The following is a 17,277-nucleotide window of genomic DNA, read 5'->3' as shown; positions in this document are numbered from 1 at the left end:
TGGACGGTTCCGCGAGGCGGTACCTGGCCGTGGGGCGGTTGCGTCACTAGGCAGTCCCGAAGGGTCTCGGTACGGACCGGGGGTACCCGATCCCGCCGTTCAGCATATCGGGGGAACGGGCCCTCTCGCACCCGTCTGTGCGCGAGCGGTCACGACGCACCGACGTCACCCCAGGTCTGGCCGGGTGTGACCGGCTCTGAAAGAGTGGCGGCAAGCACGTACTGCAGGCGAGGGGCTTCGATGACAGACACCGGTGGCGCGCCCGGCGGAGAGGGCGCCGACACGCCGACACCGAGCCAGGGGATCCCCCAGGCTCCCGCCCCTGGATCGGGTGAACCGAAGCCGCCGGAAGGTCACACGGCGTCACCGGCGACGCCGCCGCGCGGGTGGCAGGCGCCGGATTCGCAGCCCACCCCGCCACCCGGTTGGCAGGCCCCCGGCCCGCCGGCCCCGCCGACTGCGTCCTACGGCATGCCGCAGTACCCGGGCCAGCCGCCGCGGTGGAACCCGCACGGCCTCGGCAAGCCCGGCGTGATCGCGCTGCGGCCGCTCAACATCGGCGACGTCCTCGACGGCGCGATCACCACGATCCGCCGGCTCCCGCTGCTGACCCTGGGCATCGGCGCGGTGGTGGCGGTGATCGCCGCGGCCGTCACGTTCGTCGTGCAGAAGTTCGTGCTCACCGACCTCGAGAGCCTCGCGAACACGGCCCAGCTCGGGCCGGGCGCGACCGAGGCGGAGCTGCGCGACGCGCTCTTCGGCACGTTCGGCGACCTCTTCCTGGTCGCCATCCCGGCCGCGCTGATCTCGACGTTGCTGATGACCGTCACCACCGGCCTGATGGCCGCGGTGATGGGCCGGGCCGCGCTCGGCCGCGAGGTCACCTTCGGCGTCGCCTGGGCCGAGGTGCAGCCGCGGCTGCTGCCGCTGCTCGGTGTCGCGTTCGTCTACTCGCTGGTCTCGACCATCGGCCTGATGCTCTGCATCATCCCGGGTGTGGTGGCCTGGGTGTTCTGGGCGCTGGCGGCGCCGGCGCTGGTCCTCGAACGCGGCAGCTTCCGGCAGGCGTTCTCGCGGTCGGTCACGCTCGTCAAGGCCGCCTTCTGGCGGGTGCTCGGCATCCTCGTACTGGCGCGGATCATCGAGTCGTTCTTCGAGAACATCATCCAGGTGCCGTTCAGCCTCGGGTCCGGCGTGTTCTCCGGGATCCTGAACCCGGGCAAGGTCGTCGTGCCCGGCACCGGCGACCTGCTGCTGCAGGCGGCCGGGCAGATCGTCTCCGGCACCATCGCGATCCCCTTCGTCACGCTGGTCACCGTGATCGTCTACCTCGACCAGCGGATGCGCCACGAGGGCATGGACATCGAGCTGGCCCGCGCGGCCGGAGTGCAGCAGCCGCCGCAGGCATGGTGACGCTGCTGCTCACCGACGTCCCGGTCGACATCGACCGGGACACTGCGCGGCGCGCTGCCGCCGAAGAGCTGTCGGACCCGAAGTACCGCGACGCGAAGCCGAACATCCTCCAGCAGGTCGGGCAGTGGCTCGGCGAGCAGCTGCAGAAGCTGCTGGACGGGCTGTCGTCGGTGGTCCCGGGCGGGATCTTCGGGCTGGTGCTGGTCCTCGTGCTGCTGATCGTGCTCGTGGTGGTCGTCCGGCTGCGCACCGGCAAGATCGCCCGCACGGCCCGTGCCGAGCGCGCCGTCTTCGGCGGGGCGCGCCGGAGCGCCGCCGACTACCGCCGCTCGGCGGCCGAAGCCGCGGCCGCCGGCCGGTTCGACGACGCCGTGCGCGACCGCTTCCGCGCCGTCGTGCGGGCGCTGGAGGAACGCGCGCTGCTCGAGGCCCGCTCCGGCCGAACGGCCGACGAGGCCGCCATCGAGGCCGGGGTGCTGCTGCCGAACGTCGCGGAAGCGCTGCGGCAGGGCGCGCGGCTCTTCGACGACGTCCACTACGGCGGCCGCGAAGGCACCGAAACGGCGTACCGGACGCTGACCGAGCTGGACGAGCGCTGCCGCCGTGAACGCCCGGTCGCCTTGGCGGGCCCGTGACCACTTCGGTTTCCCCGGACCTGCGCCGGATCTGGCGCGGCGTGCGGATCCCCCTCGCCCTCGTCGCGCTGATCTTCGCCGCGGGCGCGCTGCTCCTGCTCGGCCGCGGCGAGCAGACGCACGGCATGCTCGAACCCGGCTCCTACGAACCCGGCGGCGCGCACGCGCTGGCGCAGCTGCTGCGCGACCAAGGTGTGGACGTCCGCACCGCGCACACCATGGGGGAAGCCGACAGCGAGATCGGCGAAAACGCGACACTGCTGGTCACCCAGCCGGACCTGGTCCCCGCGAAGCGGCTCGACGCGCTGCGCGAGCGCGCCGCCGACGTCGTCCTGGTGACACCGGGCGCGCCGACGCTGCGCGATTCGCTGCCGCTGGTGCGGCCAGTCGGCCAGAGCGGCCAGGAAACCCTGAGCCCGCAGTGCACGGTGGCCGCGGCCGTCGCGGCCGGCGACGTCACGCTCGGCGGGGTCGGGTACGCCGCACCCGGCGCACGCTCGTGTTACCCCGCCGAAGACGGCGGCGGCACGCTGCTGCAGTTCGCCGACAACGGCGGCACGACGACGCTGCTCGGCTCGTCGGCGCCGCTGACCAACGCGAAGCTCGGTGACCAGGGCAACGCGGCGCTGTCGCTGCACCTGCTCGGGGCGCACCCGACGCTCGTCTGGTACCTGCCGTCGGTGACCGACCCGGCGCTGGACGCCAGCCGGAAATCGATCTTCGAGCTGATCCCGGACGGCTGGTACTTCGGCGCCGCGCAGGCGTTCATCGCCGTGGCGCTGCTGGCGTTGTGGCGCGCCCGCCGGCTCGGCCCGGTCGTCACCGAGCCGCTGCCGATCGTCGTGCGCGCGGCCGAAACCGCCGAGGGCCGCGCCCGGCTGTACCGGCGGGCGAAAGCCGCGGGCCACGCGGGCGAGACACTGCGGGAAGCGGCGCGGGCCCGGCTGCGGACCGCGCTGGGGCTGCCCCGCGACGCCGACGCGGCGGCGCTGGTGAGCTCGGTGAGCGAACGGACCGGACGGCAGGCCGCCGACGTCGGCGCGGTCCTCTACGGCCCACCGGTGCCGGACGACCCCGCGCTGGTCCGGCTGGCCGGCGAACTGGACAGGGTGGAACGAGAGGCAGGGCGAACTTGACCAGCGAGAATCCGACCGGGGCCCGGGACGCGCTGATCGCGCTGCGCGCCGAGGTCGGCAAGGCCGTCGTCGGGAACGACGCCGCCGTCACCGGGCTGATCCTGGCCCTGCTCTGCCGGGGGCACGTGCTGCTCGAAGGCGTCCCGGGGGTGGCGAAGACGCTGCTGGTGCGGGCACTCGCGGCGGCGCTGGACCTGGAGACGACGCGGGTGCAGTTCACGCCGGACCTGATGCCCGGCGACGTCACCGGCTCGATCGTCTACGACGCGCACAGCGGCGAGTTCTCCTTCCGCGAGGGGCCGGTGTTCACGAACCTGCTGCTCGCCGACGAGATCAACCGGACGCCGCCGAAGACGCAGTCGTCGCTGCTGGAGGCGATGGAGGAGCGGCAGGTCTCGCTCGACGGGAAGTCGCGGCCGCTGCCCGACCCGTTCATCGTGATCGCCACCCAGAACCCGGTGGAGTACGAGGGCACCTACCCGCTGCCGGAGGCGCAGCTGGACCGGTTCCTGCTGAAGCTGACCATGCCGACGCCGTCGCGCGAGGACGAGATCGGGATCCTCTGGCGGCACGCGCAGGGCTTCGACCCGCGCAACCTCGCGGCGGCGGGCCTCAAGTCGGTCGCCGGGGCCGCGGAACTGGCGGCCGCGCGCGAAGCCGTCGCGCGCGTGACGATCGGGCCCGAGGTGATCGGGTACGTCGTCGACCTGTGCCGCGCGACGCGGTCTCTGCCGTCGGTGCGGATCGGCGTTTCTCCGCGTGGCGCCACGGCTTTGCTCGCGGTGACGCGCGCGTGGGCGTGGCTGGCCGGGCGCGACTACGCGACCCCTGACGACGTCAAGGCGCTGGCGCGGCCCGCTTTGCGGCACCGCCTGGACGTGCGGCCGGAGGCGGAGCTCGAAGGCGTCACCGCGGACGGGGTGCTGGACCGCGTCCTCGCGTCCGTGCCCGTGCCGCGCTGACATGGCCGTCACCGGAAGGCTCGGGCTGCTGGCGCTGTTCGGCGCGCTGGTGGTCGGGCTGCTCGCGCCGTCGGACACCGGGATCCTGGCGGTCGGCGGGGTGCTCCTGCTGCTCGTGGTCGTCGACCTCGTGCTGGCCGGGAGCGTGCGGCCGTTGACCTTCCGGCGGTCCGGCGACACTTCGGTGCGGCTCGGCGAGCCGTGCGAGGTGACGCTGGTCGTCGCGAACCCCGGCGGGCGAACTGTGCGGGGGCTGCTGCGCGACGCGTGGCCACCTTCGGCCGGCGCTTCGGACCGGCATTCGGTGCGCGTGCCGCCGGGGGAGCGGCGGACGGTGGTGACGTCCTTGAAGCCGTCGCGGCGCGGTGATCGGACGGCGGCGCGGGTGACGGTCCGGTCGGTGGGGCCGTTGGGGTTGGCGGCTCGGCAGGGTTCGCACGAGGTGCCGTGGACGGTCCGCGTGCTGCCACCGTTCCACAGCCGCAAGCACCTGCCGTCGCGGCTGGCGCGGCTGCAGCAGCTCGACGGCCGCAACGCGGTGCTGATCCGCGGCCAGGGCACGGAGTTCGACTCCCTGCGCGAGTACGTGATCGGCGACGACGTCCGCTCGATCGACTGGCGCGCGACGGCCCGCGCGGCCGACGTGATGGTCCGGACCTGGCGCCCGGAACGCGACCGGCACGTGGTGCTGGTGCTCGACACGGGCCGCGTCTCGGCCGGCCGGGTGGGCGACGCCCCGCGCCTCGACGCGGCGATGGACGCGGCGTTGTTGTTGGCGGCACTGGCTTCCCGCGCCGGTGACCGCGTCGACCTGCTGGCCTACGACCGCCGGCTGCGGGCCGCGGTGCAGGGGTCGTCCGGGGCGGCGCTGCTGACTTCGCTGGTGAACGCGATGGCTCCGCTGGAACCGTCCCTGGTGGAGACGGACGCGCGCGGGATGATCGCCGAGGTGCTTCAGCGGACCCGCCGTCGTTCGCTGGTCGTGCTGCTGACCGGCCTGGACGCGGCGCCGCTGGAGGAGGGCCTGTTCCCGGTGCTGGGCTCGCTGACCACGCGGCACGAGCTGGTGATCGCGTCGGTGGCGGACCCGAGGGTGGCGGAGATGCTGACCGGCCGCGGTGACGCGGAAGCCGTGTACGACGCGGCGGCGGCGTCGCGGGTGGTGGCCGAGCGGCAGCGCGTCACCGAACGGCTGGCGCGGCACGGCGTGAGTGTGGTGGACGCGGTGCCGGAGGAGCTGCCGCCGGCGTTGGCGGACCGGTACCTGGCGTTGAAGGCGGCCGGGCGGCTCTGACGGGTGACTCCGGTGGTGGGCGTCCGGCCGGACTGTTAAGCCCGAAGCATGTGGAAGCTCATGGCGGTGGCCCTGGCGATCTCTTCGGCGCCCACGGCTGACGGCGCTCCCGTCTACTTGGCCGACGGCGGCGGCAAGCTGTCGCTCGCGGTGGTGTCCGGGCAGCCGGTCCTGGCCGACGCGGCCGACCCGGGCGCCAAGTGGACCTACGCCGGGCAGCACTTCACGAACGTCCAGAGCGGACAGTGCCTGGCCGCGGCGAGCCCGGTCGACGGCGTCGCGGTGAAGCTGGCGGCCTGCGACGACAAGGACAAGCACCAGGCGTGGCGGCGCGTGGCGGGCCTGCCGGGCCTGGTGGAGATCGCGAACGTCGCGACGGCGCGTTGTCTGACCGCGGAAGGCGCGGTCGCGGGCGCCCGCCTGTACCAGGAAGTCTGTTCCCTGACGGGTATCCCGAACACGTGGGCAGCGGGCGGCCGGACACTGGCAATCCTGTCCGGCAACGGCCAGCGCCTGGCGACGAAGGACCCGGGAGTGCCATTCGTGGTCCGCGTGATCGGCGAAAACGGCCAGCCGGCGGCCGACGTCCCGGTGACGTTCTTCGTCCGGGCGGCGCGTCCGAAGAATGCTTTGGTTTTCGAGGGTGGCAGTGAGACGGTGACGGTGAAGACGGGTGCGGACGGTTCGGCGTCGAGCCCGAAGCTGGTGTTGACGGAGGTGGGGGAGTTCGAGGCCCGGTTCGTGGGGACGGCGGGGTTGGAGGACGGATCGTCGATCGCCTTCGAGGGCTCGTGCCTATGCTGACTCGGGCAGGGCGTCGCCGATGTCCCGGGCTTCGAGATCGCCGACTTCGCCTTCCTTCGCCGCCCGCCTTCCGAGCGTGAAGACGTAAACGAGGAACGCCACCTCGACCAGCACACCGATGCCCACGCGGACCCAAGTCGGCCAGCCCGACGGTGTCACGAACGCTTCGATGATCCCCGTCACGAACAGCACGCACGCCAGCCCGAGCGCCATCACCACCACCGAGCGGCCCTGCTCGGCCAGCGCCTGCGACCGCGAACGGCGGCCCGGGTCGATCACCGTCCAGCCGAGCTTCAGGCCGGTGCCCGCCGCGACGAACACCGCCGTCAGCTCCAGGAGGCCGTGGGGGAGCAGCAGGCCGATCATCACGTCGAGGCGGCCCGCCGCGCTCATCGCGCCGATGATCACGCCGGCGTTGAGCGCGTTCAGCCAGAGCCCGCCGATCACCGGCAGGCCGAGCGCGACGCCGAGGAACAGCGACGTCGCCGCCACCCAGGCGTTGTTCGTCCACACCCTCGCCGCGAACGAGCCCGCCGGCCCGGTCGAGTAGTAGCTCTCGGCCTCGCCGCCGGGCCTGGTCAGCTCGTTCAACCCGTCCGGGGAGTCGATCGCCGCCCGGACGTTCGGGTCGTGCGCGACCCAGACCGCGATCACCGCCATCACCGCGATCGACACCAGCGCGGCCGGGATCCACCAGCGCCGCGACAGGTAGACCGCGGCCGGGAACCGGCGCGTGAAGAACAGGGCGACCTCGCGCCACGCGGGGTTGTGCGACCCCGAGATCGCGCTGCGGCCGCGTGCGACCAGCCCGGACAGCCGCCCGACCAGCGCCGGGTCGGGCGCGACCGACCGGACGATCGACAGGTGCGTCGCGGTCCGCTGGTAGAGCGTCACCAGCTCGTCGGCCTCGGGCCCGGACAGCTTTCCGCCCCGGCGGGTCAGCTCACCGAGCCGGTTCCACTCCGCCGTGTGCGCCGCGACGAACACGTCCACATCCACGCGCCCACCCTATCCGTCGTTACGCTGGGCCCCGTGCACGAGGAATCCGAGCTGGTCACCGGCGAAGCCGTCGTCCTGGACCTGCGGGTGGCCAAGCTCGCCAGCCGCGCCCTGGCGATGGCGCTGGACGTCCTCGTGCAGTTCGTGCTGCTGCTGGGCGCGATCCTGCTGCTGACGGTCGTGGTGCCGGACGCGGACGAAGCGCTCGCGCTGACCCTGATCCTGGTGTTCCTGGTGCTGATCATGGTCGGGTACCCGGTGCTGTTCGAGACGCTCTCGCGCGGCCGCTCGCTGGGCAAGCTGGCGGTGGGCCTGCGCGTGGTGCGCGTCGACGGCGGCCCGATCCGGTTCCGGCACGCGCTGGTGCGTGGGCTCGCCGGGTTCATCGTGGACTTCTGGATGCTCGGGCTGTTCGGCGCGGTCGCGGTGATCGTGTCGCTGTGCTCCTCCGACGGCCGCCGCGTCGGCGACTTTCTAGCCGGGACGCTGGTGGTCCGCGAGCGGGTGCCGGAAAGCGCGGGTTACCCGGCGATCGGCATGCCGCCGGGCCTGGAGGGCTGGGCGGCGCAGCTCGACCTGACGCGTCTGCCGGACGATCTCGCGTTGGCGAGCCGGCAGTTCTTGGCGCGCTTCAGTCAGCTGCGCCCGGAGGCCGCGGAGGCGCTCGGCTGGGGGTTGGCGCAGCAGGTGGGGAACGCTTTGGGGACGCCGATGCCGCCGGGGGTGCCGCCGTGGGCGTTCCTGGCGGCGGTGCTCGCGGAACGGCGGCGGCGGGACCAGGCTCGGGCCTTCCAGGCGTATGCGGCTCGGCAGGCGGGGCGGCCGGGCTTCGCGGCGGCGGGGCAGCCGGGTGCCGCGGGGCGGCCGGGCTTCGCGGCGGGTCATCCGGGGTTCGCAGGCGCCGGGCAGCCGGGTGCTGCGGGGCGGCCGGGCTTCGCGGCGGGTCAGCCCGATTTCGCAGGCGCCGGGCAGCCGGGTGCCGTGGCGGCGGGTCAGCCCGATTTCGCCGCGGCGGGGCAGCCGGGCGCCGCGCCGTGGTCCCCGGCGGCGGCCGCCGAGCCGGATCCGCCGACTCCGCCGTCCGGCGCTCCCGCCGTCGAAAATCCCTTCACACCACCGAGTTAGGACACGTCCCCGGACGACGAGAGCCACGTGTTGCACTGCTGGTTGCGGTTGGTCGTCGCGCCGTGTTGCCACCAGGAGATGTTGTGGCGGGCGCTGCCGTGGTCGTGCTTGCCGTTGCGGGCGTAGTCGTCGCCGCGGTCCTGGGCGTTCCAGGCCTCGTTGTAGATGTTCTTGTCGACCGAGCCGCCGGAGACCGACGCCGAGCCGAGGAACATCCCCGAGAAGCACTGCGCTTCCAGCTCCATCCGCCGGGACAGCTCCAGCCCGACGGCCGAGTCGGCGCCCGCGTCGTAGCGCTGGTTGCCGTACGCCTCGCTGATGCCGGCCATGTTCTGCACGTGGTGGCCGTATTCGTGGGCCAGGATCGACAGGTACGGGCCGGGGTGGTTGCCCCAGACGTCCAGTTCGATGCGGTCCATCGGCATGTAGATCGTGGTGTTGTTCGGGCAGTAGAACGGCGTGACCCCGGTGGTGGTGCCCCCGCCGCCGCAGGGCGTCGACGATTCGGAGATCGACCCCGGCACGGACAGCTTCGGCGACTCGAACGGCAGCCCGGCCGCGCCGAGGACGCGTGACCACATCGCGTCGAGGCAGGTGATGCCGGACTGGAAGAACCGCTGGACGCTGTTCTGGTCGGTCGCCCAGCGGCTCAGCGAGCAGGGGACGTTCTGCAGGCCGTAGTTGGCGTCCTCGAAGAGCGGGTTGTCCTTGGTGCGCGCGACCGAGCGCGGGCCGGACGGCGTCTGGGACGTCGTCGGGGTTTCGCGTTCGGAGGTGCGGGACGTGGTCCGTTCCGTGGTGGGGGTGGTTTCGGTGGTGCGTTCGGACGTTTCGGTGGTTTCGGTCGGGTAGGTGCTGGAGTATCCGGCGTCGGCGACGTGCCGTTTGTTGCCCCCGGTGAGCGCGATGGCCGCGATCAGCCCCCCGACGACGGCGACGATCCCGATGATCGCGACGGCCACGATGACGCCGGTGTTCGACTTCTTGGCGACGTAGGGCCGGTACCCGGGAGCGAACCGCGGCCCAAAGGGAGCCCCAGGCGGCGGCCCGGCATAACCCGGGGTGAAGACGGGCGGCGCTGCGGCAGCCGGCGGCGGAAGGGGAGTGCCCGGTGGTGGCATGAAGGGGCCGGTCGGCGGGCCGGTGTAGCCGTGGGGGTAGGGCGCGGTCTGCGAGGGCATGCCCTGCGGAGGTGGCCATCCGCCGGGTCCCTGCGGCGGTCGGCTTTGGTTCGGAGCACCGCCCGGCCACTGCGACGGCTGGCCCGGCGCGCCGCCGGGACCGTGCGGTGGCTGGCCCGGAGCACCACTCGGCGCCTGGTTCGGTTGCCCGCCTTGGCCCGGAGCACCGCCCGGCCGCTGCGGCGGCTGGCCCGGAGTGCTGCCGGGGCCTTGCGGCCCTTGGCCCGGCGCGCCGCCAGGGCCTTGGGGCCCCTGGCCCGGCGCACCACTCGGCGCCTGCCCGGGCTGGCCGCCCTGGCCAGGCCCGTGAGGCGGCTGCCCGCCTTGCTGCCCAGGCTGCCCGCCCTGCCCAGGCCCGTGCGGCGGTTGCCCACCTGGCCCCGCCTGCCCGCCTTGCTGGCCAGGCTGCGCACCCTGGCCCGCCTGCCCGCCTTGCTGGCCCGGCTGCGCACCCGGCCCCGGCCCACCCTGCCCCGGCCGGCCCGGCGGCAACGGCCGCACCCCCGGCGGCGGCAGCGGCGCTCGCCCTGGTGGCAGCGGGCGGCGCGGGTCGTGGGGACCCGGGCCGTGTGGGCCCGGGCCCTGCGGGCCTTGCGTCATCGAGTGGAACCCCCCGTGCGTTCTCCGCGTCGAAAGCGGCGTACCTGCGGTGATCTCGCCGTTCCGGGCGTCAGCATAGATCGGGTGCTCTAGTGTGTGGTGCTGTGTTGAGGAAATGGGGGACGGCCGCCGCGGTGGCCGGGCTGCTGGCCATCGGGGGGACCGCCGCCGCGCAGACCGGGCCGTCCGCCGGCCCCACCCTGCCCAACCCGCCGAGTGACCTGGTCAAGAAGCCGCAGCTGCTCGACGGCAACCAGGTCCAGCCGCCGGCTCCCGACGGCACCAGTGCCGACGTCGCCCTCAAAGTCCTCCGTGACGGCTCCCTGTCCGTCACCGAAAAGGTCACCGTGCCGGGCGGGCAGCAGCTCACCTCGCGCGTGCCGCTGCGGGTCGCCGCCGGGGACGAGCAGGACCGCGTCTTCACCGTTCGCGACGTCAAGACCGAAGGCGCCGCCTCCAGCCAGCTCACCGGTGACCAGCTCGTCCTCACCTTCACCGGCGGCTCCTCGACCGTCACCTACCTCGTCGACGGCGCCGTCGCCGACCAGAGCGGCCGGCAGCAGGCGCGCTGGCAGGTCGCGAGCGGCTTCGACGCCCCGCTGGCCAAGCTCACCGCCTCCTTCCTCGCGCCGTCGCCGGAGCTGTCCCCTGTGGACTGTTTCGCCGGCCCGACCGGCTCGAGCCAGCGCTGCACCCTCGCCGAGCTCGACCACACCGGTGTCGTGCGCCTGGAGCAGAACGACGTCCAGCCCGGCGAACGGGTCGACCTGCTCGTCGGGCTGCCCGCGGGCACCACACCCGCCAACGCCGTGTTCGCCGACATCGGCCTGCTGGCAGGCGCCTTCGCGCTGACCCCGCTGACCGGCGCCGGTTTCGCCGTGCTGCTCCTGTTCCTCGTCGCCGGCGGGCTCTTCGTGTGGCGCCGCCGAAAGCAGGACGCGGGCGCGCTGCACACCACCACCGGCCCGGTCGAGGTGCTGCTGCGCGACGGCGACCGCGTTTTCTTCGCCAGTCCCGACGGGGTGCTGCCCGGCCAGGTCGGCACGGTCGTCGACGAGACCGTCGACGTCGTCGACATCAGCGCTACCGTGGTCGACCTCGCCGTCCGCAACTACCTCTGGCTTGCCGAGCTGCCGGGCCAGGACTGGCAGCTCGCCCGCCGCAACCCGCCGGACGAGCACCTCCACGACTTCGAACGCGCCGTCTACGAAACCCTGCTGCCGCCGGGCACCGAGACGGTCCTGGTGTCGCAGCTGCGCGCCCGCGGTGGCCTCGACCTGCGCCGGATCAGCGACGCGATGTACACCGACGTCGTCACCAAGCGCTGGTTCTCCCGCCGCCCGGACACCGCCCGCGGCCGCCTGACCTGGCTCGGCGCCGGGATCTTCGCGCTCGGCCTGGTCACCACCGCGGTGCTCACCTTCACGGTCGGCGACGCGCTGCTCGGCGTCGCGGTCGCCCTGGCCGGGCTCGCCGTGGCCGCGGCCGCCGCGCTGCTGCCGTCGCGCACCGCGCGCGGCCGGGTGCTGGCCGGTCAGGTCCGCGGCCTGCTCGACTACCTGCACACCGCCAAGGCCGAGGACATCCCGCCCGCCGACCGCGAGCTGGTGTTCTCCCGGTCGCTGCCGTACGCGGTCGTGCTGGGCGACACCGAACGCTGGCTGGGCGCCTTCGCCGCGCTCAACCCGGCGTCGGACGGTTCGGCCGGCCTGTACTGGTACGGCGGCATGGAGGCCGACAGCGACCTGCGCCGTTTCGGCGCGCGCTTCCCGTCCTTCCTGACCGCGCTCGACGGGCTGCTCACCGAGGCCGGCCGCGCCGCCGCGTCCCGCTGACCGTGCTCGCGGCGGCGGCACTGGCGCTGTTTCTCACCGCGGCGCCGGTCGACCAGCCGCCGCTGCCCGCGCTGCCGCAGAGCGCCGAGATCCAGCTCAAGCTGGAGCGCGACGGCTCGCTGTCGGTCGCCGAGGCGGTCTCGGTGCCCAACGGCCTGACGATGGACCGCCGGGTCCCGCTGCGCGTCGCGGCGCCGCACCACCGCGACCGCGTCTACGGCGTCCGTGACGTCGTCCTCGAAGGCAGCGGGACGGCGTCGGTCGACAAGGACGTCTTCACCGTCCACCTGACCGCGGGCACCTCGATCGTCCGGTACACAGTGGACCGTGCGGTCGACGGCGACCGCGTCACCTGGGAGCTGGCCGGCGGCTGGAGCGCCGAGCTGAAGTTCCTCCGCGCGTCCTTCGCCACGCCGAAGATCCCGGCGGCGGTGGACTGCCTCGCCGGGCCGCCGGATTCGGACTTCCAGTGCGGCGCCGCGCAGATCGACCACGCCGGGCTGACCCGGTTCAGCCAGCAGAACCTGGCCGCGGGCCAGCGGATGACCACCACCGTCGAGCTGCCGGCGGGCACCGTCCCGGCGAACGCGCGGCTGGTGCCGGCCAAGACGCTCGCGGGCGCGTTCGTCGTCACCGCGCCGGTCGGCTGGGCCTGGGCCGGCTTCGGCGCGCTGCTGCTGGCCGCGGCCGCGTTCGTGCTGCTCGCGCGCCGCCGGGACGCCACCACGGGGGCGACGTCCAAGGCCGAGCTGGTCTCGGCGGCCGGCGAGTTCGCGTCGCCGGCCGGGGTGCTGCCGGGGCACACCGGCCTGCTGCTGCACGGGCGCGCCGGGCCCGCCGACCTGGCCGCGACGGTGCTCGATCTCGCCGTCCGCAACTACCTTTGGGTGGCCGAGGACTCCCGGCTGACCCGCCGCAACCCCGCCGACGAGCACCTGACGCCGTACGAGCGCGCCGTCTTCGAGGCCGTCCTGCCCGAAGACTCGGTGACACTCGCCGAACTGCGGCAGCGGCACGTGGACGTCCCACCGGACGCGCTGCGGGCCGACGTCGTCCGCCGCGGCTGGTTCACCACGCGGCGGCTCGGGCGCGCCGGGACCCGGGTCGTCTTCTACGGCGTGTTCCTGACCGTCCTGCTCGCGCTGACCGTCGGGTACGCCCAGCTCGGCGTCCTCCTCGCACTGACCGGAGCCGCCGCGGTCGCGGTGTCGGCCGCGCTGCCCGCGCGCCGCCGGGCGGGCGCCGAGGTCGCGCGGCGGCTCCGCGGTGTCGCGGACGAGCTCGGCTCGGTGCGGGCGAAGGACTTCGGCAAGGCGCACCGGGAGCTCGTGTTCTCCCGCGGCCTGCCGTACGCGTTAGCTCTGGGCGAACTGGGCCCGTGGGTGGCCGCCTTCGGCGCGCTCGACCACCCGCCGCCGGTCTACTGGCACGCCGGCGACGTCACGCCTGACCAGGCCGGATCCTTCGCGAACGCGCTCGCGGGCACCTTCGCCGCCGCGCGCCGCGCCCGGCTGCTCGACGCGGTCGAGCAGCACACCAGTTCTCACTCGCCAGTCGGGACGCACGCGGGTGCCGACCCGTCGTAGGGTGGGGCCATGGCCGATCCCGAGCTCGTCCGATACACCCTAGACAACGGTCTGCGCGTGGTTCTGGCACCCGACGCGACCGCGCCCGTGGTCGGTGTCAGCGTGCACTACGACGTGGGCTTCCGCTCCGAGCCGGAGGGGCGCACCGGTTTTGCGCACCTCTTCGAGCACCTGATGTTCCAGGGCTCCGAGAGCCTGGAGAAGCTCGCGCACTTCCGGCACGTGCAGTCCAGCGGCGGCACCTTCAACGGGTCCACCCACCCGGACTACACCGACTACTTCGAGGTGCTCCCCAGCGCCGCGCTCGAGCGCGCGCTGTTCCTCGAAGCCGACCGGATGCGCGCGCCGAAGCTGACCGCCGAGAACCTGGCGAACCAGATCGACGTCGTCAAGGAGGAGATCCGGCTCAACGTGCTGAACCGGCCCTACGGCGGGTTCCCGTGGATCACCCTGCCGCCGGTCCTGTACTCGACGTTCCCCAACGCGCACAACGGCTACGGCGGCTTCGAAGACCTCGAGAGCGCCACGGTCGAAGACTGCGCCGCGTTCTTCGACACCTACTACTCGCCGGCGAACGCGGTGCTGACCGTGGCGGGCGACTTCGAAGTGGACAACGCGAAGAAGCTGATCGAGGCGCACTTCGGCGACGTCCCGCACCGGCCCGCGCCGCAGCGGCCCTCGTTCGCCGAGCCGCTGCCGACCACCGAGCTGCGCGGCGAGGTCGAAGACCCGCACGCCCCGCTGCCCGCGCTCGGCATCGGCTACCGGATGCCGGACCCGATCAACGACGTCGACGGCTACCTGGCCTACCTCGTGCTCGCCGGGGTGCTGACCGACGGCGACGGCTCCCGGCTGCAGCAGCGGCTGGTGCACAAGGAGCCCCTGGTTGTCGACATCGGCGCCGGCGCCGGGCTGTTCGGCCCGTTCGAGGCCCGCGACCCGGACACCTTCACCGTCACCCTGATCCACCCGCACGAGGTCCCGCGCGAGCGTGTGCTCGCCGCGCTGGACGACGAGCTGGAGAAGATCGCCGAGAACCCGCCGAGCGAGGAGGAGCTGCGCAAGGTCACCGCCCGCTGGACGGCGAGCCTGCACTCCGAGCACGACCGCCTGGTGAGCCGGACGCTCGCGCTCGGCTCGTTCGAACTGCTCTACGGCGACGCTTCGCTGGTCTACCGGCTCGCGGACCGGATGTCCGCCGTCACGTCGGAAGCCGTGTCGGCCGCGGCGAAGGCGCTGCGCCCGGACGCGCGCGCCGTGCTGGTGGTCAAGCCCGCTTCGGAAGGGAACAACGAGCAGTGACTTCTGCAACGCACCGCACGGCCGAGGAGATCGGCCGCACCGCGCGGGGCCCGCGCCCGCTGCCCCCGCTGGGCGAGCAGCGCGCCGCCGGCGACCTGTCGCATGTGGACACCGAGCTCGCGAACGGCCTGCGCGTGCTGGCCGTGCGCAAGGCGACCGTGCCCATGGTCGAGGCGCGGCTGTGGATCCCGTTCGCCGGCGACGACGCCCTGCACCCGGCGATCGCCGAGGTGCTCGCCGAGACGATCCTGACCGGCACCGCGCGCCGCAACCGCATCGAGATCGACGCCGAGCTGGCGCTGATCGGCGGCGACATCGGCTGCGGCGTCGACCCGGAACGCCTGGTGCTGACCGGGTCCGCGCTGGCCGAGAAGCTGCCGACGTTCCTCGACGTGCTGGGTGACGTCCTCACCGGCGCGACCTACGCCGACGAGGAGATCGCCCGCGAGAAGGAGCGGCTGGTCGAGCGGATCGCCGTCTCCCGCACCCAGCCGCGCACGATCGCGCGCGAGGCCCTGCAGAAGCACCGCTACGGCGACCACCCGGCGACGCGCGAGGTGCCGCGCGCCGAAGACGTCGCGGTCGTGACACCCGAGCAGGTGCGCGAGCTGCACCGGGTGTCGGTGCAGGCCCGCGGTTCGGTGCTGGTGCTGGTCGGCGACATCGACCCGGCCGCGGTCATCGGCGAGCTGGAGAAGGTGTTCGGCGGCTGGGCTTCGGACCGCTCGGCCGTCCGGCTCCCGCCGTTGCCCGACCTGACCGGCCCGGACGTGCTGCTGGTGCCGCGCGCCGGGGCCGTGCAGTCGCAGATCCGGCTTTCGGCGCAGACCGTGCCGCGCACGGACCCGGGGTACGCGGCGCTGCAGCTGGCGAACCTGGCCTACGGCGGGTACTTCTCGTCGCGGCTGGTCGAGAACATCCGCGAGAACAAGGGGTACACCTACTCCGCGCACTCCGGCTTCGAGTTCACCGACGGCACGGCGGTGGTCAACGTCGACGCGGACACCGCGACCGACGCGACGGCCCCGGCGCTGCTGGAGACCCGCTACGAGCTGGGCCGCCTCGGCCAGGTCCCGCCGGCCGGCGACGAGCTGGAGTCGGTGCGGCAGTACGCGATCGGCTCGCTGCTGACCTCGACGTCGTCGCAGTCCGGGCTGGCCGGGCAGGTGCTGGCGCTGGCCTCGACCGGGCTCGGCCTGGAGTGGCTGAACGAGCACCCGGCGCGGGTGGCGGCGGTGACCGCCGCGGACGTGGCGGAAGCGGCGCTGAAGTACTTCGCCCCCAAGCGGTTCACCGGCGTGGTGGTCGGCGACGCGGCGGTGCTGGAGCGCAAGCTGCTGTCCCTCGGCGACGTCGTCGTGGGCGAGCCGGCCTGATGTCCGTCCCGTTCACCCTCGGTGCGCTGCCGACCCTGTCCCGCTCCACTGTGGACAGGCAGGAAGGCTTGCGCACCAACCCTTCGCGGCTGTTGTCACGCTGGCCCGACGCCCGGGTCGTCCTCCTGGACGACACCGGGCGCACCCCGGTCGTCGAGGGCTCGTCGGTGCTGGCGTTCCGCAAGGCGATCGACTTCGGCGCGGCCCCGCCGCCGGACGCGGTGTTCCTCGGCGAGTGGCAGGACGTCGACTACTGGTCGCTCCCGGGTGGCCCGTCGGGCGAGGCCGGCACGGTGAAGATGGCGGGCAGCTGGGGGTTCGTCGAGGAGGTCCCGAGCGCGGACGGCGAGATCTGGGTCGAGCTGCGCGGCTACGGCGACCTGCTGGACGACACGTCGGCGGGCCTGTTCACCACGGCGCAGGCGCTGCGGAACTGGCGCCGCCAAGCGAAGTTCTGCACGCGCTGCGGGCATCCCACCGAGCTGATCCAGTTCGGCTGGGCGAGCAAGTGCACCAACGACGGCCGCGAGGAGTACCCGCGCACGGACCCGGCGGTGATCTGCCTGGTCCACTCGCTGGAGGGCACGAACGGCTCGCACGTCCTGCTGGCCCGCCAGCCGATCTGGCCGGCGGGGCGGTATTCGGTGCTGGCGGGGTTCGTCGAGGCGGGGGAGTCGCTGGAGGCGTGTGTGCTCCGCGAGATCCGCGAAGAGGTCGGGGCTCGGGTGTCGGACGTCCGGTACCTGGGCAGCCAGCCGTGGCCGTTCCCGCGTTCGATCATGCTGGGGTTCACGGCCCGGGCGGATCGTGCGGCGCCGCTGGTGCCGGCGGACGGCGAGATCGAAGAGGCGCTGTGGGCGTCGCGCGCCGAGGTGCGTGAGGCGTTCGCGAACAGCCAGCTGAGGAACGAAGGAGCCCGCCCGACGCCCATTGCGGACGGGGCGGCGGAGATCATTCTGCCGGGGAACTCGTCCATCGCCCGCGTGATGCTGAAGGCCTGGGCGGACGCCGAGGAGTAGCCGAAATGCC

The 17,277-nt window shown here is 73.5% G+C and carries 14 protein-coding genes; 12 read left to right on the top strand and 2 right to left on the bottom strand.

The window, feature by feature from the left end:
• Positions 1–240: 240 nt before the first annotated feature.
• The 6 genes from ACZ63J_RS09725 to ACZ63J_RS09700 are packed head-to-tail and all read left to right on the top strand — an operon-like array spanning position 241 to position 6,244.
• Complete coding sequence (locus ACZ63J_RS09725) at positions 241–1,413, top strand: proline-rich domain-containing protein (RefSeq protein WP_465403838.1); 1,173 nt, start codon at positions 241–243, stop codon at positions 1,411–1,413.
• Entirely contained in the window at positions 1,407–2,048 is a 642-nt protein-coding gene (locus ACZ63J_RS09720) for a DUF4129 domain-containing protein (RefSeq protein WP_465403836.1), read from the top strand. The genes ACZ63J_RS09725 and ACZ63J_RS09720 overlap by 7 nt, the downstream gene beginning before the upstream one ends.
• Complete coding sequence (locus ACZ63J_RS09715) at positions 2,045–3,184, top strand: DUF4350 domain-containing protein (protein WP_465403834.1); 1,140 nt, start codon at positions 2,045–2,047, stop codon at positions 3,182–3,184. Before ACZ63J_RS09720 ends, ACZ63J_RS09715 begins: the two co-directional genes overlap by 4 nt.
• Positions 3,181–4,146 (top strand): AAA family ATPase, encoded by a 966-nt coding sequence (locus tag ACZ63J_RS09710; RefSeq protein WP_465302950.1) that lies wholly within the window; start codon positions 3,181–3,183, stop codon positions 4,144–4,146. Before ACZ63J_RS09715 ends, ACZ63J_RS09710 begins: the two co-directional genes overlap by 4 nt.
• Position 4,147: 1 nt before the next feature.
• Positions 4,148–5,440, top strand: coding sequence for a DUF58 domain-containing protein (locus ACZ63J_RS09705; protein ID WP_465403832.1), 1,293 nt, complete (start codon positions 4,148–4,150; stop codon positions 5,438–5,440).
• A 48-nt stretch (positions 5,441–5,488) separates the two neighbouring features.
• Positions 5,489–6,244 carry an RICIN domain-containing protein gene (locus ACZ63J_RS09700; protein WP_465403830.1) on the top strand — a complete coding sequence of 252 codons (756 nt, stop codon included), beginning with the start codon at positions 5,489–5,491 and terminating at the stop codon, positions 6,242–6,244.
• Here the strand turns inward: ACZ63J_RS09700 and ACZ63J_RS09695 are convergent.
• Positions 6,236–7,243 (bottom strand): stage II sporulation protein M, encoded by a 1,008-nt coding sequence (locus ACZ63J_RS09695; RefSeq protein ID WP_465302944.1) that lies wholly within the window; start codon positions 7,241–7,243, stop codon positions 6,236–6,238. The genes ACZ63J_RS09700 and ACZ63J_RS09695 overlap by 9 nt on opposite strands.
• Before the next feature lie 33 nt (positions 7,244–7,276).
• Here ACZ63J_RS09695 and ACZ63J_RS09690 point away from each other — a divergent pair, with 33 nt between their 5' ends.
• Positions 7,277–8,368 (top strand): RDD family protein, encoded by a 1,092-nt coding sequence (locus ACZ63J_RS09690; protein WP_465403828.1) that lies wholly within the window; start codon positions 7,277–7,279, stop codon positions 8,366–8,368.
• Here the strand turns inward: ACZ63J_RS09690 and ACZ63J_RS09685 are convergent.
• Positions 8,365–9,549 (bottom strand): neutral zinc metallopeptidase, encoded by a 1,185-nt coding sequence (locus tag ACZ63J_RS09685; RefSeq protein WP_465403826.1) that lies wholly within the window; start codon positions 9,547–9,549, stop codon positions 8,365–8,367. The genes ACZ63J_RS09690 and ACZ63J_RS09685 overlap by 4 nt on opposite strands.
• Before the next feature lie 704 nt (positions 9,550–10,253).
• Between ACZ63J_RS09685 and ACZ63J_RS09680 the strand changes: the two genes are divergently transcribed.
• From ACZ63J_RS09680 to nudC, 5 genes are read left to right on the top strand one after another with little or no spacing between them, the layout of a single operon-like run.
• Positions 10,254–11,984, top strand: coding sequence for a DUF2207 family protein (locus ACZ63J_RS09680; protein ID WP_465403825.1), 1,731 nt, complete (start codon positions 10,254–10,256; stop codon positions 11,982–11,984).
• A 2-nt stretch (positions 11,985–11,986) separates the two neighbouring features.
• A complete protein-coding gene (locus ACZ63J_RS09675; protein WP_465403823.1) occupies positions 11,987–13,570 on the top strand; it encodes a DUF2207 family protein in 1,584 nt (527 codons plus the stop codon).
• A 9-nt stretch (positions 13,571–13,579) separates the two neighbouring features.
• Positions 13,580–14,872 carry a M16 family metallopeptidase gene (locus tag ACZ63J_RS09670; RefSeq protein ID WP_465335589.1) on the top strand — a complete coding sequence of 431 codons (1,293 nt, stop codon included), beginning with the start codon at positions 13,580–13,582 and terminating at the stop codon, positions 14,870–14,872.
• A complete protein-coding gene (locus ACZ63J_RS09665; protein WP_465302933.1) occupies positions 14,869–16,248 on the top strand; it encodes a M16 family metallopeptidase in 1,380 nt (459 codons plus the stop codon). Before ACZ63J_RS09670 ends, ACZ63J_RS09665 begins: the two co-directional genes overlap by 4 nt.
• Positions 16,248–17,267 (top strand): NAD(+) diphosphatase, encoded by a 1,020-nt coding sequence (gene nudC / locus ACZ63J_RS09660; RefSeq protein ID WP_465403821.1) that lies wholly within the window; start codon positions 16,248–16,250, stop codon positions 17,265–17,267. Before ACZ63J_RS09665 ends, nudC begins: the two co-directional genes overlap by 1 nt.
• The last annotated feature ends 10 nt before the right edge of the window (positions 17,268–17,277 follow it).

It is taken from the genome of Amycolatopsis sp. NPDC104863, from assembly GCF_055582965.1.
The sequence above is the reverse complement of the archived record's forward strand: the minus strand, read 5'-3'. Positions and strand labels throughout refer to the sequence as shown.

Bases quoted from the DNA above. Each gene is read 5' to 3' on its own strand.
- ACZ63J_RS09725 (WP_465403838.1), top strand. From the start codon at position 241: ATGACAGACACCGGTGGCGCGCCCGGCGGAGAGGGCGCCGACACGCCG.
- ACZ63J_RS09720 (WP_465403836.1), top strand. From the start codon at position 1,407: ATGGTGACGCTGCTGCTCACCGACGTCCCGGTCGACATCGACCGGGAC.
- ACZ63J_RS09705 (WP_465403832.1), top strand. From the start codon at position 4,148: ATGGCCGTCACCGGAAGGCTCGGGCTGCTGGCGCTGTTCGGCGCGCTG.
- ACZ63J_RS09700 (WP_465403830.1), top strand. From the start codon at position 5,489: ATGTGGAAGCTCATGGCGGTGGCCCTGGCGATCTCTTCGGCGCCCACG.
- ACZ63J_RS09685 (WP_465403826.1), bottom strand. From the start codon at position 9,549: ATGCCCTCGCAGACCGCGCCCTACCCCCACGGCTACACCGGCCCGCCG.
- ACZ63J_RS09670 (WP_465335589.1), top strand. From the start codon at position 13,580: ATGGCCGATCCCGAGCTCGTCCGATACACCCTAGACAACGGTCTGCGC.
- nudC (WP_465403821.1), top strand. From the start codon at position 16,248: ATGTCCGTCCCGTTCACCCTCGGTGCGCTGCCGACCCTGTCCCGCTCC.